The sequence below is a fragment of the Kitasatospora sp. NBC_01302 genome (assembly GCF_035976515.1).
Classification (GTDB): Bacteria; Actinomycetota; Actinomycetes; order Streptomycetales; family Streptomycetaceae; genus Kitasatospora.
The window spans coordinates 4,094,316-4,117,217 of record NZ_CP108404.1; the positions used below are offsets into that span (position 1 = coordinate 4,094,316).

Below are 22,902 nucleotides of genomic sequence, written 5' to 3' on the forward strand. Positions count from 1 at the left end.
CTCGCCGAGAGGGCCGGGCGCGACCCCGCAGAGCGGTCGGTCCCCGGTGGTGACGGACCGGCGATGCCTACTGCATCCGGACCGCACGCGGACCTGAAGTCGCGGTTGCGGAAGTTTCCTGAGAATTTGGTGTAAGTCCGCTGGACGCCGGGGCGCCCCGCAAATGGGTTCGAACCGGTCAAGTCCAGGCCAGGTGGCTCCCGAAGGGTGGGCAGCACGCCAGGCACGGAGGCAGGATCGGGGCGCGACGGCACGGGGCCGACGCCCGGGCTCAGTAATTCTTAAAAAACGAGCATTACGTTGACCCGGCTTGCCCCACCAGATCTCTCGAAGGGGACGCCACCGGTGACCAGCCCGCTCCACCTCGTCCGCTCCTCCGCCGACGCGACCCGTCCGGCGCCGGTCGGCTCCCCATCGACCGCCGAGGCCCCAGCGCAGGGCGCGGCCAACGGTTCCTCAGGCGTTGCCAACGGTTCCTCAGGTGTCAGCGGCAAGCGCTCGGGGCCACCACCGACGGGGTGGCGCGGCCGGCTGGCCGTGGTCCGGGAGAGGCTCGCGCCGGTGAGCGAACGGCTGGCCGTCGTCCGGTACCGGACCCGGCATCTGCGGTTCCTGGCCTGGCCGCTCTACGGCTTCCTGCTCTGGCGGTACGTCGCGGACAACGGGCTGCCGTACCAGAACGACGTGGTCTTCTGCTGGCTGATCGGCGCACTGGTCGCCGGCGCCGTGCACAGCGGCTACCGGGGCGGCTGGCTGCGGGTGCTGCGGGACTGGATCCCCGTGATGGGGGCCGTCTACGTCTACTCGCTGCTGCGCGGCTACGGCGCCCACACCCCGTGGGCGGTGCACTACGCGCCGCAGATCGCCATCGACAAGGTCTTCGGCTTCGGTCAGGTGTGGACCGTGCGGCTGCAGCACTGGCTGTACACGCCGGGCCACCCGCACTGGTACGACTACCTGTGCACCACCGTCTACATGTCGCACTTCTTCGCGATCTTCGTGGTCCTGGCCGCGCTCTGGCGGCGGCGGCACGACCGGTTCACCCGGCTGCTCGCGTTCTACCTGGCGCTGACCTTCGCCGGCTTCGCGACGTACATCCTGTACCCCGCCGACCCGCCGTGGCTGGCCGCGCAGAACGCGCACCTGCCGCAGCTGACCCGAGTGGTCTCGGACGTGCTGACCCAGAGCGGGCTGCCCCGGGCCGGGTCGATCTTCGAGAACGGCAGCCAGTTCGACAACGACGTGGCGGCGATGCCCTCGCTGCACGCCGCGTACCCGATGCTGCTGGCGCTCTTCTTCTGGCCGACGGCCGGGCGCAAGCTGCGGGTGCTGCTGGCCGCCTATCCGCTGGCGATGGCGTTCACCCTGGTCTACGGCGCCGAGCACTTCGTGATCGACGTGCTGATGGGCTGGCTCTACGCCGCGGTGGTGGTCTTCGGTCTGGGCCGGCTGCTGGACCGCCGTGCGGCGAAGCGGCAGGCGCGTCAGGCCCGCGAGCTGCTCGCCACCCGGGCCTCGGCCACCAGTGACGAGCCGACCGGCGCGACGGCAACGGCGACCGCGCGGGTGAGGACGGCAGCGGTGACCGCACCGGCATCGACGACGACGGCACCGACTGCGGCACCGGCGGCCTCACCGCTGACGCCCACAGCGGCGAAGGCAGCGAAGGCAACGAAGGCCGCAGCAGCGACGACCGCGACGAGCTAGCAAGCACACAGCGAGCCCGGGCCCACAGCACGGGCGACCGGGTCGGTAGGGACGGAGCGGGGTAGCCGGGTCGGCCCGGCTGCCCCGTGCGCCTTCCGGGCGGAGCGGGGGCGGGGCAGACTGTTCCGGTGCAGAATCCCTCCCCCGTGACCCCGTTCCGCCCCAATGCCGAGCAGCTGGCAGCGGCCCAGGACGTGACCATCCCCGATGTCTCGGCGCCAGGACTGCGAGTGCTGTTCTGCGGGATCAACCCCGGGCTCTGGTCCGGGGCCACCGGGCATCACTTCGCGCGGCCCGGCAACCGGTTCTGGCCGTCGCTGTACCGCTCCGGTTTCACCTCCCGGCAGTTGCGGCCGGACGAGCAGGGCGAACTGCTGGAGCTGGGCCTGGGCATCACCAACGTGGTCGCCCAGGCCAGCGCGAAGGCCGATGAGCTGACCCGGGCCGAGCTGAAGGAGGGCGGCGCGGCACTGGTCGAACGGGTGACCCGGTTGCGGCCCCGGGTACTGGCGGTGTTGGGCATCGGGGCGTACCGCACGGCCTTCGGGCACCCGCGCGCGTCAATCGGACCGCAGGCGGAAGGGGTGGGCGAGACCGAGGTCTGGGTGCTGCCCAACCCCAGCGGCCTCAACGCCCACTACTCGCTGGACGCGCTGGCGGCAGAGTTCCGCAAGCTGCGCGAGGCCGTGGAGTGAGCTGCGGCGGCTGCTCCCAGAGCGGGTAGGCGTTCTTGCATGAACAGTCATGCAAGAACGGTCATGCATGAACGGTCATGCAAGAACTCCCGCGCACAATGAATGACCGCTCATTCATAAACCACCCCCCGCCACCCCCGCCCAGCAGGCCTATTCCATGAATCGCGCTCATGGAAGCCCCCCGCTCCATCAATGCGCCCCTCTGCAACCCCTTCTCCCGCGCTCCTACGGTGATCGCATTCCCACCCGCCGATCCCCTCCGGAGCTCGCGATGTCCCGTCAGCCCATGGCCGTCCACCTGGTTTCCCGCCCCGTCGGCCGCCCCAGCGCCGACAACTTCACCTTCGTGGCGGATCAGCTCGCTCCGCTCACCCCCGGCAGCGCGCTGGTCGAGAACATCTACCTCTCCGTCGACCCCTACATGCGCGAGGCGATGGACGAGGGCGGGTGGGAGCTGAACACTCCCCTGGAGGGTCGCTCGATCGGCCGAGTCATCGAGTCCCGGACACCCGAACTCTCCATCGGCGACCTGGTCTTCCACCGGAATGCCTGGCGCACCCACGCCGTGGTCACCGCCACGGAGGTGCGCGTGCTGCCGCCGCTCGCGGGTGTGCCGCTGAGCACCCACCTCAGCCTGCTCGGCGGCACCGGACTGAGCGCCTACGTCGGGCTGACCCAGGTCCTGCGCCTGCAGCCCGGCGAGTCGATCTTCATCTCGGGCGCGGCCGGCGGCGTCGGTACCGCGGCCGGCCAGATCGCCCAGTTGCTCGGCGCGAGCCGGATCATCGGGAGCGCCGGATCCGACGCCAAGGTCGAGCACCTCACCGAGCGGGCCGGCTTCTCCGCCGCCTTCAACTACCACGACGGCCCGGTGGGCGAACTGCTGCGCGCGGCAGCACCCGAGGGCATCGACACTTTCCTCGACAACGTCGGCGGCGACCACCTCGAAGGCGCCATCGACGTACTGCGCGACCACGGGCGGATCGCCTGGTGCGGCGCGGTGGCCCAGTACAGCAGCGTCGAGCCGCCCGCCGCGCCGCGCAACCTCTACGCCGTCGTCGGCAAGAGCCTGCGGCTGGACGGCTTCCTGGTCCGCGAATTCCGGCACCTCCAGCAGGAGTTGACGGGCTTCCTGGTTCCGCACATCCGCTCCGGGCGGATCCGGGCGGACGAGACGGTGGTCACGGGCTTCGAGAACGTCGTGACCGCGTTCCTCGGCATGCTCGACGGCGCGAACATCGGCAAGATGATCGTCCAGGTCGGCGACGCCGACTCCTGAGGCTCAGCCGCTCCCGCCCACCGCCGGCCCCACGTAGACGCCGCGCGCCCGCATCCGCAGCGGCGCCTCGCGGTACTCCTCCATCGCATGGGCCAGCCAACCCGCCGTCCGGGCCACCGAGAAGATCACCTCGCCGGCCTCCGCCGCCATCCCGCCCAGGTGCGCGAACGCCGCCAGCGCCAGGTCCACGTTGGCGGCGTCGCCCGCCCGCGCCCGCGGCCCGGCGATCGCCCGGACCACCGCCTCGATGGCCGCCAGCACACCTTCGGCGTCCGGCAGTTGACGCATCGCCTCCAACAGCGCGCGGGCTCGGGGATCGCCCGCCGGATACAGCCGGTGCCCCGCGCCCGGGATCGCCACACCGGTGCGCAGGTACTCGGAGACCACCGGCACCGCGTCCCCGGCCGCCAGCACCTCGCCGAGCATCCGGTACGCGAGCGCGCTGGCCGCACCGTGCAACGGCCCGTCACTGGCGCCGAGGCCCGCCGAGACGACCGCGTACGGGTGCGCGCGGGCCGAGGCCGCGACCCGCGCCGCGACCGTGGACACCGCCAACTCGTGGTCGGCCAGCAGCACCAGCGCGCGGTCCAGGCACTCCACCGCGCCAGGCGTCGGCGCGGTGGGCGAGAGCCGTGTCCACAGCCGGGCGGCCAGCGAGGCGCCGGCCGGGAACTCGTCGGCCTCAGGCACCGCGCCCGCCCGCGAGGCCAGACCCGCGCCCGCGCCCACGCCCACGCCCGCACCCGAAGCCGCACCCGCAGCCGATGGCAGCGCCTCCACCAGGGCGGCGATCAGGCCCGCCCCCACGGCCCGGACGTTCTCCTCCCGGAGGTCGAAGCGGAGCGGGTCGACAGTCGCCGCCACCGCCGCCGAGACCCGCAGCCGGTCGGGCAGCCGAGCGGCGGCCGGCAGCAGCTGCCCGGCCCGGCGCAGCGTGGCCACCAGCTCCCCGGGCGCCCGCAGCACCACGGCGTCCTCGCCACAGCCCCCCGCAGCCCCCGCACCCGCCGGCGCCCCCGGGGCGGCATCCGCCCCCACACCCCAGAGCCAGCCGACCACCGCCTCGAACCCGCAGTGCTCGGCGAGCCGCACGGCGTCCACCCCCCGGTAGTACAGCCGACCGTCCTCGATCAGCGTCAGCGCGGTCCGCACCGTGACCGGCTCGATCGGCGGCAGCCCGGGTGCGGAACCCGGCGACACCGCCGGCTCGGAGCCCGGCGACCGTGGCAGCCGGCGGCGCTGGCCGGCCGCCAGGGCGTCCACCTCGCGCGCATCGAAGGTGCTGCCCTTGCCGCCCGGCACCCGTTCGCTGCTCAGCAGGCCTCGGCTGGCGTACGCGTAGACGGTCGCCACCTTGACGCCGAGCAGCTCGGCGACCTGCTGCGTGCTCAACCGGCCTGTCGCGCCCGCCGGTTCGCCCGCATCCGCCGCCCCGCCCGTGGCGCTGCGCTGCTCCATCCCTGACCCTCTCCCTGCCCTGCCGCCCTGCCCAGCACGCTCATCTGCAGTATGTCACATTGATTTCAATCAACATTGACAACATGGATCAACACTTGGAGAGTACCAACCGTCAGCCCCTGAAGGAGGTAGTCATGCCGACCGCGATAGATCCGGCCCAGGCCCCCACCGACGAGCCCGCCACCACCGCCACCGCCACCACGACCAAGCCCACCACCACCGAACCCCCGGGCATCGAGGTGCCGCGCGGCCTCAAGGGCGTCGTCGTCACCGAGACCGCGCTGAGCGACGTCCGCGGGATCGAGGGCTTCTACCACTACCGCCAGTACTCGGCCATCGAGCTCGCCGAGCAGCGCAGCCTGGAGGACGTCTGGCACCTGATGCTGCTGGGCGAGCTGCCGGACGCCGCCGCCCGCGCCGCCTTCCACGCCCGCACCGCGCCGCTGCGCCGCCTGCCCGAGGCCCTGCGCCCGCTGCTGCCCGCGCTGGCCGCCTCCACCAAGGACGCCGGCCCGCTGGCCGGCCTCGGCGCCGCGCTCTCCATCGCGTCGGCCGCCCGCGGCAGCCGGCCGCTCTACGACACCACGCCCGAGCAGCGGATCGAGGACGCGCTCTTCGCGACCGCGCTGGTGCCCACCGTCCTCACCGCGCTCCACCGGCTGCAGCAGTGCCAGGCCCCGATCGAGCCGCGCGAGGAGCTGTCGTACGCCGCCAACTACCTGTACATGCTGACCGGCGACGAGCCGGGCCCGGCCGAGGCCCGCGCGATCGAGCGCTACCTGATCTCCACCGTGGACCACGGCTTCAACGCCTCCACCTTCACCGCCCGGGTGATCGCCTCCACCGGCGCCGACCTGGCGGCCTGCCTGGTGGGTGGGCTCGGCGCGCTCTCCGGACCGCTGCACGGCGGAGCACCGAGCCGGGCGCTGGACACCCTGGACGCGATCGGCACCCCCGACCGGATCGACGGCTGGATCCGCGAGCGCGTCCTGGCAGGCGACCGGATCATGGGCTTCGGCCACCCCGTCTACCGCACCGACGACCCGCGTTCGCGGATGCTGCGCACGGTGGCCGAGGGCTTCGGCGGCGAGCTGGTGGACTTCGCCGTCGAGGTGGAGCGCCAGGTGCTGGCGATCCTCGACGAGCTCAAGCCGGGCCGCGACCTGCACACCAATGTCGAGTTCTACGCCGGCGTGGTGATGCACCTGTGCGGCCTGCCGCGTGCCATGTTCACCCCGACCTTCGCCGCCGCCCGGGTGATCGGCTGGAGCGCGAACATCCTGGAGCAGGCCGCCGACAGCAAGATCATCCGCCCCGCCGCCCGCTACACCGGCCCGGCCGCCCCGCAGCCGGTGCCGCTGCCCGTGCCGGCTCCGCCGTCGGTCTGAGGCCGGAGACCCGGCGCCCGACACCCGACGCCCGCGACCCGACGCCCGAGACCCGAGGCCCGCAACCGTCGCCCGCGATCGGGCCACTCCCCACCACCCGCTACGGCTTCAGCACCACCTTCCCGGCCACCGTCCCCGACTCCGCCAGTCGCAGCGCCTTCGCCGCACTGTCCAGCGGCAGCTCGGCCGCGATCCGGGCGACGAGTTCACCGCGCCCCGCGGTGGCGAAGACCTGGGCCAGGTCGGCCCGCAGCCGGGCCCGGAAGCGGGACTTGCTGACGGCCCGGCCGGCCCAGACGTTGTAGAAGGAGGCGCTGCGGCCGTTGGGCAGGCTGTTCCACAGCCAGACCCGGCCGAGCAGCTTCAGCACCGGCCACTGCTTGGACCCGGTGTCGTCGCGGGTCGCGGCACTGCCGTAGCAGACGAGCGCACCGCCGGGCGCGAGCAGCCGCCGGGAGTCGATCACGCCGCGGCCGCCGACGTGGTCGAACACCGCGTCCACCCCATCGGGCGCCAACTCCCGTACCCGGGCGGGCACATCCTCCGTGCGGTAGTCGACCGGCAGCACGCCGGCCGCGCGCAGCGCCTCGTGGTGACGGGCGGTCGCGGTGCCGATCACCCGGGCCCCGGCCGCCTGCGCCAGCTGCACCAGGACCGAGCCCACCCCGCCGTTGGCGCCGTGCACCAGGACGGTCTGCCCGGCGCGCACCCGGGCCTTGCGGTGCAGCATCTGCCAGGCGGTGACCCCGTTGAGCAGCAGCGCCTCCGCCTCCGCGGCGCCCAGTCCGTCGGGCACCTCCACCAGGTCGAGCGCGTCCAGCACCACGTGGCTGGCCCAGCCGCCGACCTTGACCAGCGCGGCCACCCGGCGGCCGGCCAGCTCCGGCGGGACGCCCGGGCCGGTCTCCAGCACGGTGCCGACCAGGTCGTAGCCGGGCACGAACGGGAACGGCGGCTGGTCGTAGTACCGGCCGCGGCGCATCTGCTGCTCGGCGAAGGAGACGCCGGTCGCCTCGACCTCGACCACCACCTGCCCCGGCCCCGCCACCGGGACCACCCCGCGCCGGACCTTCAGGCCCTCCGGCTCGACCTTGCCCGGCAGCACGATCTCGACGAACGTCGCGGCACCCATCGCCACCCACTCCTCTTAGAAGCCCTTAGAAACCCTTGTGTTGGTTACAGCTTCTAACTGACGCGAATGCCTGTCAACAGGTTGGCGGAAATTTTCGTTAGCCGTACTGTCGAGAGTGATAGCCTCTAACTCATCGAGAGCGCGAGAGAGGCAGTGCATCCATGGCTCCCAGCACCCGCAAGGCCGCCACCACTCCCACCGCGGGCGGCGACCCGGCCACCCCCCGCGAGCGCTACCGGAGCCAACTGCGCGCGGAGATCAAGGAACGCGCCTGGGAACAGATCGCGACCGCGGGCGCCACCGCGCTCTCGCTCAACGCGATCGCCAAGCAGCTGGGCATGAGCGGCCCGGCGCTCTACCGCTACTACGCCAGCCGCGACGAGCTGATCACCGAGCTGATCAAGGACGCCTACCGCAGCGAGGCCGCCGCCGTCCAGGGCGCCGCCGCCGCGGGCGCCGATCTCGGCGGCCTGGCCCATGCGCTGCGCCGCTGGGCGCTGGACGACCCGCAGCGCTACTTCCTCATCTACGGCACGCCGGTGCCCGGCTACCACGCGCCCGCGGAGGTCACCACGATCGCCTCGGAGATCATGGCGGTGCTGCTCCGGGCCTGCGAGCCGCTGTCAGCCGCGGCCCGCACCACCGCGCTCGACGAGCACCTGGCCGACCACCGCCAGTGGGACGGCGGCAACCCGGCCGCCACCCCGACACTGCGCCGGGCGCTGGCCTTCTGGTCCCGCCTGCACGGCGTCCTCTCCCTCGAACTGGCCGGCCACTACACGGGCATGGGCTTCGACCCCGCCCTGCTCTTCGAGTCGGAACTGACCAGCCTGCTGGCCCCCTAGCGCCTCACCAGCGGACTTCACCATCCGGACCTCACCTGCCGGACCTCGCCACCTGCCGAACCTCACCAGCCGGCGAACCGCTGGTCGGTGGGGACGACCTCGCGCCCCAGCGGCATCAGCGAGATCGGCACCATCTTCAGGTTGGCCCAGCCGAACGGGATGCCGATGATCGAGACGAAGAGCGGGATGCTGGTCGCGATGTGCGCCAGCGCCAGCCACCACCCGGCGAACACCAGCCAGATCACGTTGCCCACGCACGACGCCGCCCCGGCGTCCGGCCGCTCCACCGTGGTGCGACCGAACGGCCACAGCACGTAGCCGGCGATCCGGAACGAGGCAATGCCGAACGGAATGGTGATCACCAGTACGCAGCAGATGACACCGGCGATCACATAGCCGATGGCCATCCAGATGCCGCAGAAGATCAGCCACAGGATGTTGAGCACGAACTCGATCGCCTTCATGGGACCAAGCCTTCCACTCCTGGGGCCGTCCATGCACCTGCGGCACCTCCGCGTAGCACTCGCCCCCCGCACCCCCGCCCGTTGGGCCGTGCCGGTGAGTGTCGCGCCCCGCCCTCCGGGCGCCCGGGTGTGGCGGGCGGCGGGTGGTTGAGTGGCGGCGTGAGGCCGCCCGAGGCGGCGGCGGCGCGAGGCGGAGTCGGGTGGTGGCACGGGTGGCGGGCAACGGCGGATTCCCGTCCCGGGGTGTGTGGCGGCGCCCCGCGCTGCACTGGGTGGACGTCCTGGTCGGCGCCGCGCTGGTGGCGCTGCTGTACGGCCTGCTGGAGCTGGCGCCAGGCCTGAACGCGCCGTTCCTGCCGGACCAGGCGCCCCCCACCGTCTCCACCGATCCGGCCGACCTGCCGTACTACGCGGTGCGTTCGCTGCTGCGGATGTTCGTGGCGCTGATCGCCTCGGTGCTGTTCAGCTTCGTCTACGCCATCGCGGCGGCGCGGATGCGGCGGACCGAGAAGGTGCTGCTGCCGGTGCTCGACATCCTGCAGTCGGTGCCGGTGCTGGGCTTCCTCTCGGTCACCGTGACGGCGTTCATCGCGCTCTTCCCCGGCTCCGCCCTGGGCCTGGAGTGCGCCTCGATCTTCGCCATCTTCACCGCGATGGCCTGGAACATGACCTTCGCCTTCTACGCCTCGCTGACCAGCCAGCCCCGGGAGCTGGACGAGGCGGCCCGGGTGATGCGGCTGACCAAGTGGCAGCGGTTCTGGCGGCTGGACGTGCCCAGCGGGATGATCCCGCTGGTCTGGAACGGGATGATGAGCTTCGGCGGCGCCTGGTTCTTCCTGGCCGCCTCGGAGTCGATCAGCGTGCTCAACCACCACTACGCGCTGCCCGGCATGGGCTCCTACGCCGCCACCGCGATCGCGGACGGCAACCTGCGCCAGGTCGGCATCGCGATCGCCGTCATGGTGGTGATGGTGATCGGCGTCAACGTGTTCTTCTGGCGACCCCTGACGGCCTGGTCGGAGCGGTTCCGGGTGGAGGACTCGCAGTCGGCCGACCGACCGCGCAGCGTGGTGCTCGACCTGCTGCGCCGCTCCAGCGTGCCGGCCAGGCTCGGCCGCCCGCTGCGCCCCCTCGGCGTCGCGCTGGACCACGGCACCCGGATCTTCGGGCTGGCCGAGCACCCGCTCGCCCGGCCGGCGACCCGCGAGCGGACCGGCGACGTATTCTTCGCCGGCGCGGTCGCCGCGGTGGTGGTCTTCGGCGCCTGGCGGGCCCTCGACTACGTGCACGGCACGGTCGGGCTCGGCGAGTTCGGGCACGCGCTGGGCCTGGGGGCGGCCACCTTCGCCCGGGTGGTGGTGCTGCTGATCGCGGCCACCGTCGTCTGGGTGCCGGTCGGGGTGTGGATCGGGATGAACCCGAAGGTCACCCGGTTCGCCCAGCCGGTCGTCCAAGTGCTGGCCAGCTTCCCGGCGAACTTCCTCTTCCCGTTCGCCACCGTCGTCTTCCTGGCGATCGGCCTGTCGCTGAACCTCGGCGCGGTGCTGCTGATGGCCCTGGGCGCGCAGTGGTACATCCTCTTCAACGTCATCGCCGGGGCCTCGGCGGTCCCCTCCGACCTGCGCGAGGCGATGCGGGGCTTCCAGGTGCGCGGCTGGCTGCGCTGGCGCGCGTTCGTCCTGCCGGCCGTCTTCCCCTACTACGTGACCGGCGGCATCACCGCGGCCGGCGGGGCCTGGAACGCCTCCATCGTCGCGGAGATCGTCGTCTACGGCCCGCACCACCTGAAGGCCACCGGCCTGGGCGCCTACATCGCGGAAGCCACCGGCACCGGGGACTTCCCGAGGATCCTGGTCGGGGTGACGGTGATGAGCGTGTACGTGGTCGCGCTCAACCGCCTGCTGTGGCGGCGCCTGTACCGGCTGGCCGAGACCCGCTACGCGCTGTGACTGGAGCTGCCCGAGCATGACCGCTGCCGCCCGCCCCGCACCTGCCGCCCGCCGCACGATCGTCGAGGCCGACGGCGTCACCAAGACCTTCAGCACCCCCGACGGCCGCGCACTGCCGGTGCTGGACGACATCGTGCTGCACCTGGCCGAGGGGGAGATCGTCGCGCTGCTCGGCAAGTCGGGCTCCGGCAAGTCGACCCTGCTGCGCTGCCTGGCCGGCCTGATCGCGCCCTCCTCCGGCACCGTCTCCTACCGCGGCACCCCGCTGACCGCCGCCAACCCCGGGGTGGCGATGGTCTTCCAGTCCTTCGCCCTGCTGCCCTGGCTCACCGTCCAGCAGAACGTGGAGCTGAGCCTCCAGGCCCGCGGTGTGAACGCCGAGCAGCGGCGCGAGCGGGCGCTCAAGGCGATCGACCTGATCGGCCTGGACGGCTTCGAGGGCGCCTACCCGAAGGAGCTGTCCGGCGGCATGCGCCAGCGGGTCGGCGTCGCCCGGGCGCTGGTGGTGGAGCCGGACGCGCTCTTCATGGACGAGCCGTTCTCCGCACTCGACGTGCTGACGGCGGAGAACCTGCGCACCGAGCTGGTGGGCCTGTGGGAGGGCCACGAGGCGCCGGTGAAGTCGATCCTGATCGTCACCCACAACATCGAGGAGGCGGTGCTGCTGGCGGACCGGATCCTGGTGCTCTCCTCCAATCCCGGCCGGATCAGGGCCGAACTGCCCGTCGACCTGGCCCGCCCGCGCGACCGGCGCACCCCGCAGTTCGAGGCGCTGGTCGACACCGTCTACGGCATCCTCACCGGGCGCGAGGAGCACGAGCCGTCGGCCGCGCCCGAGGCCGTGGCGGCGCCCACCAACGCCACGCCGATCACCACGCCGCTGCCGGTGGCCAGCGTCGGCGGCCTGGCCGGACTGCTGGAGATCCTGCTCTCCTTCGGCGGCGAGGAGGGCCTGGCGGAGATCGCCGACGAGCTGAACTTCGAGGTCGACGACCTGCTCCCGCTGGTCGACGCCGGCGTCCTGCTCGGCCTGGCCCGCACCGAGGGACCCCGGATGGCGATCACCGACGCCGGGCGCGAGTTCACCGCGGCCGACATCCTCACCAGCAAGCAGCTCTTCGCCCGCAACGCCGCCCGCCGCGCCCCGCTGGTGCGCGCCATCGTGCAGACCCTGGCCGCCACCGACGAGCACAAGCTGCGCGAGGACCTCTTCCTGGACCTGCTGCGCCGCGGCTACGACGCCGAGGACGCCCGGCGCCAACTGGAGATCGCCATCGACTGGGGGCGCTACGGCGAGCTCTACGACTACGACGCCGACGACGGCGAGTTCACCCTGGAGCCCGGCGCGGAGGCGGCGCTGTAGGACCTCTGCCGGGTGGCCCCTGAGGAAGCCGATAGGAACACTTGCTACATTGCGCAACCGAGCAAACAGCGAGGGAGCGGAACAGGTGGCAGAAGAGTGGGCCGAGCGGCCCGACGGTGACATAGCCCCGTGGCCGGACCGGCCCGAACGGCCCGGGCCGCGCCGGCAGCCGGCCGCGCACGCCGCCGCCCAGCCGCCGGCCCCGGCCCCCACCGGCTCCCGGCGCCGCACCGAAGGAGCCCCCGCGAGCCGCCGCCGCAACGCGCGGGCCGCGCCACCCGCCCGTCACCGCGTCCCGGCCCTCCTGCTCGCGGTCGCCCTGCCGCTGGCCGGCGCCCTGGCCGACGAGCTGACCGGCCCGGGCCTGGGCCTGGTCTTCGCCTGCTGCGCGGTCCTCGGCACGGCCGGTGCGGCGGCGCTGGCGAGCCGGGCGGGCTGGTGGTGGGTGCTGCCGGCGCCCCCACCGGTCGTACTGGCCGCCTGGGCCGGCGCCGAGCTGCTCGGCGACTCCTCGAAGTACCAGGGCTCCAAGGCGCTGGCCACCGGATCCGTGCGCTGGCTGGTGCACGGCTTCCCGGTGATGGCCGAGTCCATCGGCGCCGCGCTGGCCGTCATCCTGATCCGCCTCGTTCTGCAGAAGAGGAACCGCCGTGGCTGACCACGCCCCGCGCCGCAGGTCCCCCCTGGTGGTGGCCGGCCGCACGATCGCCTGCACGCTCTCCCTCGCGGTGCTCGGCAGCAGCGGCTTCGCCTGGTACGCGTACACCTCGCTGACCACCGGGCTGACCACCTCCACCGCGCTGAGCGCCGTCAGGAAGTCGGCGCCCCCGCACCTGGACAGCTCGGTCAACATCCTGCTGATCGGCCTGGACAGCCGTAAGGACATGAACGGCAACGACCTGCCCAAGCAGTTCGTCCAGGACGAGCTGAACGCCGGCTCCAGCGAGATCGGCGGCTACAACACCAACACCCTGATCGTGCTGCACATCCCGGCCAACGGGGGCAAGGTCACCGCGCTGTCCATCCCCCGGGACGACTACGTGCAGACCGAGGGCGCGGACGGGAAGATGCACAAGATCAAGGAGGCCTACGGCATCGCCAAGGCAGCCGCGGACGCCAAGCTGGCGAACAAGGGGCTCTCCAAGGCGCAGGAGGAGCAGCAGAGCCGCGAGGCCGGCCGCGCCGCCACCCTGGCCACCGTGCAGAACTTCCTCGGCATACCGATCGACCACTTCGCCGAGGTCAACCTGCTCGGCTTCTACGACATCGCGCAGGCGATCGGCCCGGTCCAGGTCTGCCTGAACCACGCCACCAGCGACCCGGCCGAGACCGGCCAGGGCTCCGGCTTCTCCGGCCAGGCCGGCCTCAACACCCTCAACGCCTCCCAGGCGCTCGCCTTCGTGCGCCAGCGCCACAACCTGCCCGGCGGCGACCTGGACCGCACCCACCGCCAGCAGGCCTTCATCTCCTCGGCCGAGTACAAGCTCAAGCAGGAGGGCGTCTTCGGCGACCTGGGCAAGATGCAGGGCCTGTTCAACGTGGTGAAGAAGGACGTGGTGATCGACGACCAGTGGAACATCCTGGACTTCGCCCAGCAGGCGCCCAACCTGACCGGTGGCAACGTCGAGTTCAACACGCTGCCGATCGCCGGCTTCGCGACCATCGGCGGGGAGGACGTCAACAAGGTCGACCCGGTGCAGATCAAGCAGATCGTCCAGACCCTGTTCGGCCACGACCCGGCGCCCGCGCCGCCCACCGACGCCTCCTCCTCGGCGCCCGCCGCGCCCGCGGCGGGACCGGCCGCCCCGAGCAGCGCCCCGGCCGCGCCCAGTGCCCGGCCGAGCGGCACGGTGGACGTCTTCAACGCCTCCGCCGTCACCGGGGCGGCCGGCAGCGAGTCCAAGGCGCTGGTGGCCATGGGCTTCAAGGCCGGACGGGTCGCGGAGGCGAGCAGCCACCCGAAGGACGTCACGGTGACCTACGGCGCCGGGGCCAAGGACGGCGCGGACGCCGCCGCGGCCCGGTACGGCGTGACGGCCACCGCCGCCGCCTCGGTGCCCGCCGGCCACGTCGAGGTGGTGCTGGGCACCGGCTACACCCCGCCCGGTGCCCCCGCCGCCGCGCCCCCGGCGGCCGCCGCGAGTTCGACGGCCGATCCGGCGGCCAACCTGCCGATGCAGGGCCCGCCGGTCAAGATGGGCGGGATTCCCTGTGTGAACTGAGGTCGTGACCGTGGTGGGCGCCGGGGCCAGCGGCGCCCACCACGCACGGGTTGCGGCACGGAAATAGGATGAGCGTGCACCATGCCCGCCCATCGCCGACCGGCCCGGACGAAACGCAGCACCGCACCGACGCAGTCCCCGGAGGGTCGATGACCCGACGCCGCCCCCCTCGCCACGCGAGCGCCGACGAGTTGCTGACCGAGCTCGGCCGGCTCACCGAGCAGGCGCTGGAACGCGCGGAGCTGCAGCAGGCCCGGGTCGAACTGGCCGAGGCCCTGCAGCGCGAGCTGCTGCCCGCCGAGCTCCCCGAGCTGCCCGGCCTGCGGGCCGCCGCCCGGTACGCGCCCGCCCGGCACGGCCTGAGCATCGGCGGCGACTGGTACGACGGCTTCCCGCTGCCGGACGGCTCGCTCGCCTTCTCGATCGGCGACGTCCAGGGCCACGACGTCGAGGCCGCCGCCTTCATGGGGCAGGTGCGGATCGGCCTGCGCGCGGTGGCGGCCACCGCCGCCGACCCGGGCCAGGTGCTCAGCCGGGCCAACGACCTGCTGCTGTCGATGGACACCCGGCTCTTCGCCACCTGCAGCTTCCTGCGCTTCGACCCGGTCACCCGGGAGCTGGCCCACGCCCGGGCCGGCCACGTGCCCTGGGTCTGGGCCGAACCGGACGGCCGCTGGGGCCTGGGCGAGGACGAGGGCGGCCTGCCGCTGGGCGTGCTGCCGGACGAGAGCTACCCCGTCACCCGCCGGCTGCTGCCGGCCTCCTGCGCGTTCGTGCTGGTCACCGACGGGGTGATCGAGGGTCCCGCGTTCCCGATCGCGGCCGGCCTGGCCGAGGTGGCCCGGGTGACCCGGGCCGGGGTGCACGCCGAGCCGGCCGAGCTGGCCGCCGAGGTGATCAAGGTGGCGGACCTGACCGGGCACACCGACGACGCCGCCGTCCTGGTGCTGCGCCACGAGGCGCCGCCGGCCTGACGCCCCCCGCCGGTGACCGGCGCGGTCGCCGCGCGGCGCCCACCGACCGGCGAACCACCGCCACGGCTCGCGCGTGTCACGGCCGCCCGTGACCGCCCGGCGTTGTCTGATGACTGCTGTGACCCGACATCTGGACTTCCGGCGCCCCCTCGCGGCGGTCCTGCGGGTGCTGGCCGTCGCGCTCGCCTACTTCGTGGCCGGGCGGCTCGGGCTGATCCAGCAGGTGGTGGTCGCCGGCGCCAAGGTCACCCCGCTCTGGCCGCCCACCGGCATCGCACTGACCTGCCTGCTCCTGCTCGGCCTGCGGATCTGGCCGGGCATCGCGCTGGGCACCTTCGCGGTGATCGCCAGCATCGGGCCGCTGCACCCGGCCTCCTTCGGGATCGTCGCGGGCAACACCGCGGCCCCGATCGTCGCCTACCTGCTGCTGCGGGCCACCGGCTTCCGCATCGAGCTGGACCGGCTGCGCGACGGCCTGGCGCTGGTCTTCCTCGGCGCGCTGGTCGGCATGCTGGTCAGCGCCACGGTGGGCGTGGGCCTGCTCTGGCTCACCGGCTCGGTGCCCGGTCACGACTTCTGGTCGGCCTGGTCGGCCTGGTGGACGGGCGACGCGATGGGCGTGCTGGTGGTGGCGCCGCTGCTGCTGGCGCTGTACCTGTTCCGCCTGCCCGAGGACCGCAGGCCCCTCGACCTGATCGAGCCGGTGGTCCTGCTGGCCGGCACCGTGCTGGTCACGCTGGCCGTCACCAACAGCCAGCTGAGCCTGCTCTTCCTCGTCTTCCCGCTGCTCATCTGGGCCGCGCTGCGGTTCCAGCTGATCGGCGCGGCCCCGTGCGTGCTGGTGGTCTCGGTGCTCGCCATCACCGCGGCCACCGACCACCGCGGGCCGTTCGCCCACCACGGGGTGCTGCAGACCATGGTGATCCTGCAGGCGCTCAACGGCGCGGCGGCGCTGACCGGCCTGCTGCTGTCGGCCATCATCGCCGAGCAGCAGTCGATGTACCGCCGGATCGAGTCGGCCTGCCGGGGCCTGGCCGAGGTGGTGGCAAGGCTCGCCCCGGGCGAGGCCGGGTCCGGCTGGCCCCCGCCCGGGGACGGCGACCAGCCGCCGCTCTGAGCTGCCCGTCCCAGCTGCCGCCCGGCTCAGCCGTCGTCCGCCGTGAGCAGGATCGGGTTGGTCAGCGCCGCCATCGGCCCCCAGGGCAGCGCGGCACCCATGGCGTTGCCCTGGCCCGGGGTACCGTCCGCCAGCGGGTGGCGGACCTCGGCCCGGACGTAGCCGGCCAGCGAGGCGGTGGTGCGCCAGACCACGCTGCCCGCACCGTCGGCGGGCAGCGACTCCTGGTGCAGCTGCCCCTCGTCGGTGACGATGCGGACGGTGCCGTTCGGCACCCCGGCCACGGTGACCCGCACGTCCACCGGCGCGTCCACCGGGACGGTCAGCCGCTCCCCGATGCCCGCCTGCCGCCCGTGGCCGGTGGCCGTGAAGTCGAGCCGCACGGCGGCGGACTCGGCCAGCCAGCTGTGCCCCGCCCGGAGCCCGGCGAGGATCTGGTCCCGGCTCAGGCCGTCGGCCAGCACGACGTTGTGCGGGGAGCCGATCACCTGCGGCACGCTGTGCGCGTCGCTGTTGCCCATCGCCGGCAGCCAGGGCCGGCCGGCCCGCACGGCCTCGGCGAGCTGGGCGTCCCAGCTGTCCACCGCCGACTCGTCGTCGTAGGTCCACGGGCCGTTCCACACCTCGACCGCGTCCGCGCCCTGGTAGCCGAACTTCCACTGGCAGGCGATGTACGGGCAGTACGGGTGCGCGGGCACCACCAGGCCGCCCAGGCCGTGCACCTGGCGGACGAACCGCGGGTAGGCGTTGTCCCGGGCCCGGTAGCGCCAGTCGATCCACTCGCCGGGCGGCAGCCCGAGCGCGAGCCAGTGGCCGTTGCGGGTGGTGACCTCCTCGCCGGTGATGATCAGCAGGTCGGGGCCGGCCAGCGGGCCCCAGACGCCGTGCGAGGCGGAGGTGTTGTGGTCGGTGGTGACCATGAAGTCCAGCCCGGCGGCGCGGGCTCCGGCGGCCACCTCGGCGGGCAGCCGGCGGCCGTCCGAGTAGACGGTGTGCAGGTGGCAGTCGCCGCGGTACCAGTCCCGGCCGCGGCCCCTCGCCCGCTCGGGCGGGTAGTCGGGGGTGAAGCCCGGTCCCGGCTCGCCGTAGGTCAGGGTGACCTGGACCTGGTAGTCGAGCCCCTGCGGCGCCACTTGGTAGGGGCCCAGCACCACGTGCCAGGTGCCCGCCCGGACCGGCCCGGGCAGATAGCCGGGGGTGGCCTCGCCGTTGCTGATCGCGAACGACGTGCGGAACCCGCCGGACCAGCCGCGGAAGCCAGCGCCGCCCAGCTCGGTGCCGCGCTCGTCGAAGATGCCGATGTCGCAGGAGTTGCCCGGCACGCCGGCCGGGACGGCGGGCTTGTCGTAGCTGTACGAGACGGCGATCTGCTGGACCCCGTCGGGGACTTCGACCGGCAGCTGGACGAAGTCGGCGGCGCCGGTGTCGAGATGGCCGGTGATGGTCCGGCTGTCGGTGCCGCTGCGGGGGCCGCCCGGGCCGTCGGCGGCGGCGAAGGAGACCGGGGCCAGGGTCAGCGCGGTGGCCGCCCCGGCGAGCAGACCGGTGCGCAGCAGCGCACGGCGGTCCGGACCCGCCCCGTCATCGGCGGCGGACGGGTCGAGGGGGTCGGGGTGTCGGCATGCGTCGTGCTCACACACGGTGGGTCCTCCCGGGGTCAGGTCGGGCCGGTCTCGACGCGTCCGTGCCGACCCGTTCCCCCGCCCCCTTCCCCCGCCGGTTACGCCCGGGCGATCGGCGTGCGGACGAGGCGGGACCAACGGGCAATCAGTTGCCGCTCCACCGAACGGGGGTCAGCCCAGGGTGACCCGCAGCGGCTCCAGCGCGGGCGCGGTCATGGTCGGCAGGAACTCGGTGACCTGGAGCTCGGCCAGGCCCGCCTGCTGGAACGGGTCCTCGGCGAGCACCGCGAGCAGTTCCTCCCGGCTCCCGGCCTGCGCCAGGATCACCCCGCCCACCCGCGGCACCTGCCGCCCGGAGGCCAGGAAACGGCCGGCCGCGTAGTTCCGCTCCAGCCACGCCACGTGGTCCGGCAGCAGGGCGTCGACCTGCTCCAGCGGGACGGTGTAGGTCATGGTCACGATGAACACGGGCGGGCTCCTGCGGCCGGGGGTGCGGTGATCGGGGCCACTCCCTTCGACCCCATGATCAGATTAACGCCCGGCCATCCGCTCCAGGCGGGCGATCCGCTCGGCCATCGGCGGGTGGGTGGCGAAGAGCCGGGTGCCGGAGTCGCCGCGGCGGAACGGGCTGGCGATCATCATGTGGCTGGCGGTCTGCAGCTGCGGCTCGGGCGGCAGCGGCAGCCGCTGAGTGCCCGTCTCCAGCTTGCGCAGCGCGCTGGCCAGCGCCAGCGGGTCCCCGGTGATCCGGGCACCGTCCGCGTCGGCCTGGTACTCGCGGGAGCGGCTGACGGCCAGCTGGATCAGGCTCGCGGCGAGCGGGCCCAGGATCATGATGGCGAGGATGCCGAAGAGCCCGGGTCCGTCGTCGTCCTCGCTGCGGCCGAACGGGATCAGCCAGGCGAAATTCACCAGGAACATGATCACCGAGGCCAGCGCTCCGGCCACCGAGGAGATCAGGATGTCGCGGTTGTAGACGTGGCTCAGCTCGTGGCCGAGCACCCCGCGCAGCTCGCGCTCGTCCAGCAGGCGCAGGATGCCGTCGGTGCAGCAGACCGCCGCGTTGCGCGGGTTGCGCCCGGTGGCGAAGGCGTTGGGCGCCTCGGTCGGCGAGATGTACAGGCGCGGCATCGGCTGGCGCGCGGAGGTGGAGAGCTCGCGGACGATCCGGTAGAGGCCGGGGGCCTCGATCTCGCTGACGGGGCGGGCCCGCATGGCGCGCAGGGCGAGCTTGTCGCTGTTCCAGTACGCGTAGCCGTTGGTGGCCAGGGCGACCAGCAGGGCGACCAGCAGGCCGGTCCGTCCGAAGAAGCTGCCGATCACCAGGATGATCGCCGACAGTCCACCGAGGAGGACGGCCGTCCTCAGTCCGTTGTGCTGGCGGTGCACGGCAGCCCCTCCAAGTGGTGCGGTGGGAAGCCCTCTGTTCACATCCCTCGTGCCTGGTCAACGGCCAAGCGCGGGGTGCTGGTTCCCCGCGCTCGCCGCCGGTGCTTCGGGGCGGGTGCGAACCACCCCCGGATCAGGCGCTAGAACAGGCTCCCCGACACCACCTGGAGGACCAGCTGCGGGGCCACCGAGAGCACCACGGCACCCACCGCGGTCAGCCCCAGGGTCGCGGCCAGCGGCCTCGGCAGCCGGGTGTCCGCCGGTGCTGCGGCCTCGGCCGGAGCGGGCGCGAACAGCTTCGCCAGCCAGAGCAGGTAGTAGTACAGAGCGATCACCACATTGACCGCCATCAGGACGGCCAGCCAGCCGAGACCGGCGTTCACCGCCGCCTGGAAGACCACCACCTTGCCGAACAGGCCGATCACGCCCGGCGGCAGTCCGGCCAGGCAGAGCAGGAAGAAGCCCAGCGCGAGCGCCGCCCAGCGGTTGCGGGCGAACAGGCCCCGGTAGTCGTCGAGCCGGTTGGCCGGGCTGGTCCGGGCCACCACCGCGGCCACCCCGAAGGCGCCCAGGTTGACCAGGCCGTAGATCAGCGCGTACGCCACCGTGGCGCCCAGCGGGTGCGGGCTGCCCGCGTAGCCGGCGGCGGCCAGCGGGACCAGCAGGTAACCGGCCTGGGCCACCGAGGACCAGGCCAGCAGGCGCACCGCGCCCTGCGCGGAGTCGGCGCGCTGGCGCAGCGCGGCCACGTTGCCAGCCGTCATGGTGACGGCGGCCAGCACCGCGAGCAGCAGGCCCCAGGTGTGGGCGTAGGGGCGAAAGCCCAGGTTGGTGATGAGCGCGAGACCGGCGAAACCGGCCGCCTTGCCGACCACCGACAGGTAGCCGGCCACCGGCAGCGGGGCGCCGGTGTAGGTGTCGGGCACCCAGAAGTGGAACGGGACGGCGGCCACCTTGAAGGCGAAGCCGACCAGGGTCAGCATGGCCCCCGCCTCGGCCAGCGGCCGCAGCTGCCCGGGGAGGTGCCCCAGGCCCTCGGAGATCGCGGACAGGTGCAGGCTGCCGGTGGCGGCGTAGACGAAGCTGACGCCGAGCAGCATCACGGCCGTCGCGGTGACCGAGGAGAGGAAGAACTTCAGCGCCGCCTCGCCGCCGCGCCCGTCCCGCTTGAGGGCGACCAGCGCGAAGGAGGGCAGCGAGACCACCTCCAGCGCGATCACCAGGCTCGCCAGGTCGCGGGCGGCGGGCAGCAGCGCGGCCCCGGCGGCGCTGCTGAGCAGCAGGAACCAGTACTCACCGGCGGGCAGCCGCTGCTCGTCCACGGTGTGCAGCGAGAGCAGCGCGGCGATCAGCGCGCCGCCGAGCACCAGCAGCTGGAAGACCAGCGCGAAGTGGTCGGCGACGTAGGAGCAGCCACCGGTGGCGCCCTGCCCGCCGGGCAGGCAGAAGGTGGCCCGCGGCCGCCCGCCGGTCAGCGGCAGCAGGGCGAGCAGCGCCAGCAGCAGACCGGCCGCGGTCAGCGGGCCGAGCAGCCGCTTGCGGGCCGCGGGCAGCAGCAGGTCGGCCAGCAGCACCACCAGCGCGGCCAGCGCGGCGATCAGCGGCGGCGCGATCGCCACCCAGTCCACCGACTGGATGAGCGCGCCGGGGTTCGCGACGGCGAGGAGGGTCGGGTTCACGGCTGACTGCCCCAGGGGGTGAAGAGCGGCGAGGGAGCTGGTCATCGGTCAGCCCCCCGCCAGCAGGTGCTTGACGGCCGGGTCGGAGAGCCCGAGCAGCAGCGCCGGCCAGAGCCCGGCCAGCAGGGTCAGCGCGGCCAGCGGGGTCCAGCTGACGGCCTCGTACGGACGCAGCTCGGCCACCTCGGCCACTGCCGGCTGGGCCGGGTCGCCCATGCAGACCCGCCGGACCACCACCAGCAGGTAGGCGGCGGTCAGCAGGGTGCCGAGGCCGGCCAGCGCCATGTAGGTGACGAAGGCCGGGCGGGACAGGCCGGCGGCCGGATCGAAGGCACCGAACATCGCCAGCACCTCGCCCCAGAAGCCCGCCAGCCCCGGCAGGCCCAGGCTCGCCACCGCGGCGAAGGCGAGCAGCGCCCCGAGCCGGGGCGCGCGCCCGTAGAGCGCGGCGCCCGTCTCCCCCGCGAGGGTGTCCAGCTCCGCCGTCCCGTAGCGGTCCTTCAGGGCACCGACGACGAAGAAGAGCAGGCCGGTGACCAGGCCGTGGGCGATGTTGGCGAAGAGCGCGCCGTTGACGCCCACCGGGGTGAGCGAGGCGATGCCCAGCAGCACGAAGCCCATGTGGCCCACCGAGGAGAAGGCGATCAGGCGCTTGAGGTCGCCCCGGCGCCCCGGGCGGGCGAGCGCGAGACAGGCGAGCGAGCCGTAGACGATGCCGACGGCCGCCAGCGCGCCGAGGTAGGGGGCCAGCGTGTGGGCCCCGTCCGGCACCACCGGCAGCAGCACCCGGACCAGGCCGTACGTCCCCATCTTGAGCAGGACGCCGGCCAGCAGCACCGAGCCGACGGTGGGCGCCGAGGTGTGGGCGTCCGGCAGCCAGCTGTGCAGCGGCCACGCGGGCGCCTTGACCATCAGCCCCAGGCCGATCGCGAGTGCGGCCAGCACCTGGGTGGTGTGCGAGAGGCCGTGGCCGTGCGCGGCGGCCAGCGCGGTCATGTCGAAGGTGCCCGCCTTCAGGCCGATCAGCAGGAAGCCGAGCAGCATCACCGCGGAGCCGAGCAGGGTGTAGAGGATGAACCGGTTGGCCGAGGCCGTGCGGGCCCCGCTGCCCCAGCGCGCGATCAGGAAGTACATCGGGATCAGCACGATCTCGAAGGCCAGGAAGAAGAGCAGCAGGTCGAGCACCAGGAAGGTGGCCAGCATGCCCACCTCGAGCAGCAGGAACAGGCCGGTGAAGGCCCGGGCCGAGGGGGTGCCCTCGCCGTTCGGCAGCTTTCTGGTGGAGTAGAGCGCGCACAGGAAGGTGAGCAGCGCGGTCAGCACCACCAGCGGCAGCGAGATGCCGTCCACCCCGAGGTGGAAGCGGACCTTGAGCGCGGGGATCCAGGCGACGTCGGTGACGCCCTGCATCCGGCTCGGCCGGGACCGGTCGAAGCCGGCCGCCAGGGCCACCGCCAGGGCGAGCACCAAGCCGGTCACCACCGCGTTGAAGCGCAGCGCGAGCCGGTCCTGGGCCTCGCGGTCGGCACCGAACACGCCGGCCGGGGCCAGCGTGGCGGCGGCGCCGAGCAGGGGCAGCGCCAGCAGGGCGATGAGGAGCACGTTCATCGGGGACTCCC

At 73.3% G+C, this 22,902-nt stretch carries 19 protein-coding genes; 11 read left to right on the forward strand and 8 right to left on the reverse strand.

Going from position 1 to position 22,902, the window contains the following annotated elements; translation table 11 throughout:
• Nucleotides 1-561: 561 nt before the first annotated feature.
• The 3 genes from OG294_RS17510 to OG294_RS17520 all read left to right on the forward strand — a co-directional run bounded on the left by OG294_RS17510 (nucleotide 562) and on the right by OG294_RS17520 (nucleotide 3,681).
• Complete coding sequence (locus OG294_RS17510) at nucleotides 562-1,707, forward strand: phosphatase PAP2 family protein (protein ID WP_327067433.1); 1,146 nt, start codon at nucleotides 562-564, stop codon at nucleotides 1,705-1,707.
• Nucleotides 1,708-1,835: 128 nt separating this feature from the next.
• Entirely contained in the window at nucleotides 1,836-2,402 is a 567-nt protein-coding gene (gene mug / locus OG294_RS17515; RefSeq protein WP_327067434.1) for a G/U mismatch-specific DNA glycosylase, read from the forward strand.
• 271 nt (nucleotides 2,403-2,673) lie between these two features.
• Nucleotides 2,674-3,681, forward strand: coding sequence for an NADP-dependent oxidoreductase (locus tag OG294_RS17520; RefSeq protein WP_327067435.1), 1,008 nt, complete (start codon nucleotides 2,674-2,676; stop codon nucleotides 3,679-3,681).
• A 3-nt stretch (nucleotides 3,682-3,684) separates the two neighbouring features.
• Here OG294_RS17520 and OG294_RS17525 read toward each other — a convergent pair whose 3' ends face one another.
• The gene (locus tag OG294_RS17525) at nucleotides 3,685-5,139 is read right to left on the reverse strand and encodes a citrate synthase (protein ID WP_327067436.1); all 1,455 of its coding nucleotides are present in this window, start codon (nucleotides 5,137-5,139) and stop codon (nucleotides 3,685-3,687) included.
• Nucleotides 5,140-5,273: 134 nt separating this feature from the next.
• On the opposite strand from OG294_RS17525, the gene OG294_RS17530 reads away from it, so the two are divergent.
• A complete protein-coding gene (locus OG294_RS17530) occupies nucleotides 5,274-6,527 on the forward strand; it encodes a citrate synthase/methylcitrate synthase (protein ID WP_327067437.1) in 1,254 nt (417 codons plus the stop codon).
• 100 nt (nucleotides 6,528-6,627) lie between these two features.
• Here the strand turns inward: OG294_RS17530 and OG294_RS17535 are convergent, their stop codons facing one another.
• Nucleotides 6,628-7,659, reverse strand: a complete 1,032-nt coding sequence (locus tag OG294_RS17535) for a medium chain dehydrogenase/reductase family protein (protein ID WP_327067438.1) — start codon at nucleotides 7,657-7,659, stop codon at nucleotides 6,628-6,630.
• A gap of 161 nt (nucleotides 7,660-7,820) precedes the next feature.
• Here OG294_RS17535 and OG294_RS17540 point away from each other — a divergent pair, with 161 nt between their 5' ends.
• Complete coding sequence (locus OG294_RS17540) at nucleotides 7,821-8,504, forward strand: TetR/AcrR family transcriptional regulator (protein WP_327067439.1); 684 nt, start codon at nucleotides 7,821-7,823, stop codon at nucleotides 8,502-8,504.
• 62 nt (nucleotides 8,505-8,566) lie between these two features.
• Here OG294_RS17540 and OG294_RS17545 read toward each other — a convergent pair whose 3' ends face one another.
• Nucleotides 8,567-8,968, reverse strand: coding sequence for a YccF domain-containing protein (locus tag OG294_RS17545; RefSeq protein WP_327067440.1), 402 nt, complete (start codon nucleotides 8,966-8,968; stop codon nucleotides 8,567-8,569).
• 203 nt (nucleotides 8,969-9,171) lie between these two features.
• Between OG294_RS17545 and OG294_RS17550 the strand changes: the two genes are divergently transcribed.
• From OG294_RS17550 to OG294_RS17575, 6 genes are all read left to right on the forward strand, one after another.
• The gene (locus tag OG294_RS17550) at nucleotides 9,172-10,917 is read left to right on the forward strand and encodes an ABC transporter permease (RefSeq protein ID WP_327067441.1); all 1,746 of its coding nucleotides are present in this window, start codon (nucleotides 9,172-9,174) and stop codon (nucleotides 10,915-10,917) included.
• 16 nt (nucleotides 10,918-10,933) lie between these two features.
• Nucleotides 10,934-12,280, forward strand: a complete 1,347-nt coding sequence (locus OG294_RS17555; protein ID WP_327067442.1) for an ABC transporter ATP-binding protein — start codon at nucleotides 10,934-10,936, stop codon at nucleotides 12,278-12,280.
• Nucleotides 12,281-12,365: 85 nt separating this feature from the next.
• Nucleotides 12,366-12,938 carry a DUF6542 domain-containing protein gene (locus tag OG294_RS17560; protein ID WP_327067443.1) on the forward strand — a complete coding sequence of 191 codons (573 nt, stop codon included), beginning with the start codon at nucleotides 12,366-12,368 and terminating at the stop codon, nucleotides 12,936-12,938.
• Complete coding sequence (locus OG294_RS17565) at nucleotides 12,931-14,502, forward strand: LCP family protein (protein ID WP_327067444.1); 1,572 nt, start codon at nucleotides 12,931-12,933, stop codon at nucleotides 14,500-14,502. The genes OG294_RS17560 and OG294_RS17565 overlap by 8 nt, the downstream gene beginning before the upstream one ends.
• 149 nt (nucleotides 14,503-14,651) lie before the next feature.
• Nucleotides 14,652-15,476: a PP2C family protein-serine/threonine phosphatase gene (locus OG294_RS17570; protein ID WP_327067445.1), complete on the forward strand. Its 825-nt coding sequence runs from the start codon at nucleotides 14,652-14,654 to the stop codon at nucleotides 15,474-15,476.
• Between the two features lie 109 nt (nucleotides 15,477-15,585).
• Nucleotides 15,586-16,593, forward strand: coding sequence for an MASE1 domain-containing protein (locus OG294_RS17575; protein ID WP_327067446.1), 1,008 nt, complete (start codon nucleotides 15,586-15,588; stop codon nucleotides 16,591-16,593).
• A gap of 26 nt (nucleotides 16,594-16,619) precedes the next feature.
• Here OG294_RS17575 and OG294_RS17580 read toward each other — a convergent pair whose 3' ends face one another.
• The 5 genes from OG294_RS17580 to OG294_RS17600 all read right to left on the reverse strand — a co-directional run bounded on the left by OG294_RS17580 (nucleotide 16,620) and on the right by OG294_RS17600 (nucleotide 22,891).
• Nucleotides 16,620-18,110, reverse strand: coding sequence for a CehA/McbA family metallohydrolase (locus OG294_RS17580; RefSeq protein WP_327071579.1), 1,491 nt, complete (start codon nucleotides 18,108-18,110; stop codon nucleotides 16,620-16,622).
• Between the two features lie 276 nt (nucleotides 18,111-18,386).
• On the reverse strand, nucleotides 18,387-18,683 hold the full coding sequence (locus tag OG294_RS17585) for a YciI family protein (protein WP_327067447.1): 297 nt from the start codon (nucleotides 18,681-18,683) through the stop codon (nucleotides 18,387-18,389).
• A 63-nt stretch (nucleotides 18,684-18,746) separates the two neighbouring features.
• Nucleotides 18,747-19,604 (reverse strand): zinc metalloprotease HtpX, encoded by an 858-nt coding sequence (htpX, locus tag OG294_RS17590; RefSeq protein WP_327067448.1) that lies wholly within the window; start codon nucleotides 19,602-19,604, stop codon nucleotides 18,747-18,749.
• A 140-nt stretch (nucleotides 19,605-19,744) separates the two neighbouring features.
• Nucleotides 19,745-21,328: an NADH-quinone oxidoreductase subunit N gene (locus tag OG294_RS17595; protein ID WP_327067449.1), complete on the reverse strand. Its 1,584-nt coding sequence runs from the start codon at nucleotides 21,326-21,328 to the stop codon at nucleotides 19,745-19,747.
• Between the two features lie 3 nt (nucleotides 21,329-21,331).
• On the reverse strand, nucleotides 21,332-22,891 hold the full coding sequence (locus tag OG294_RS17600; RefSeq protein WP_327067450.1) for a complex I subunit 4 family protein: 1,560 nt from the start codon (nucleotides 22,889-22,891) through the stop codon (nucleotides 21,332-21,334).
• Nucleotides 22,892-22,902: the final 11 nt, after the last annotated feature.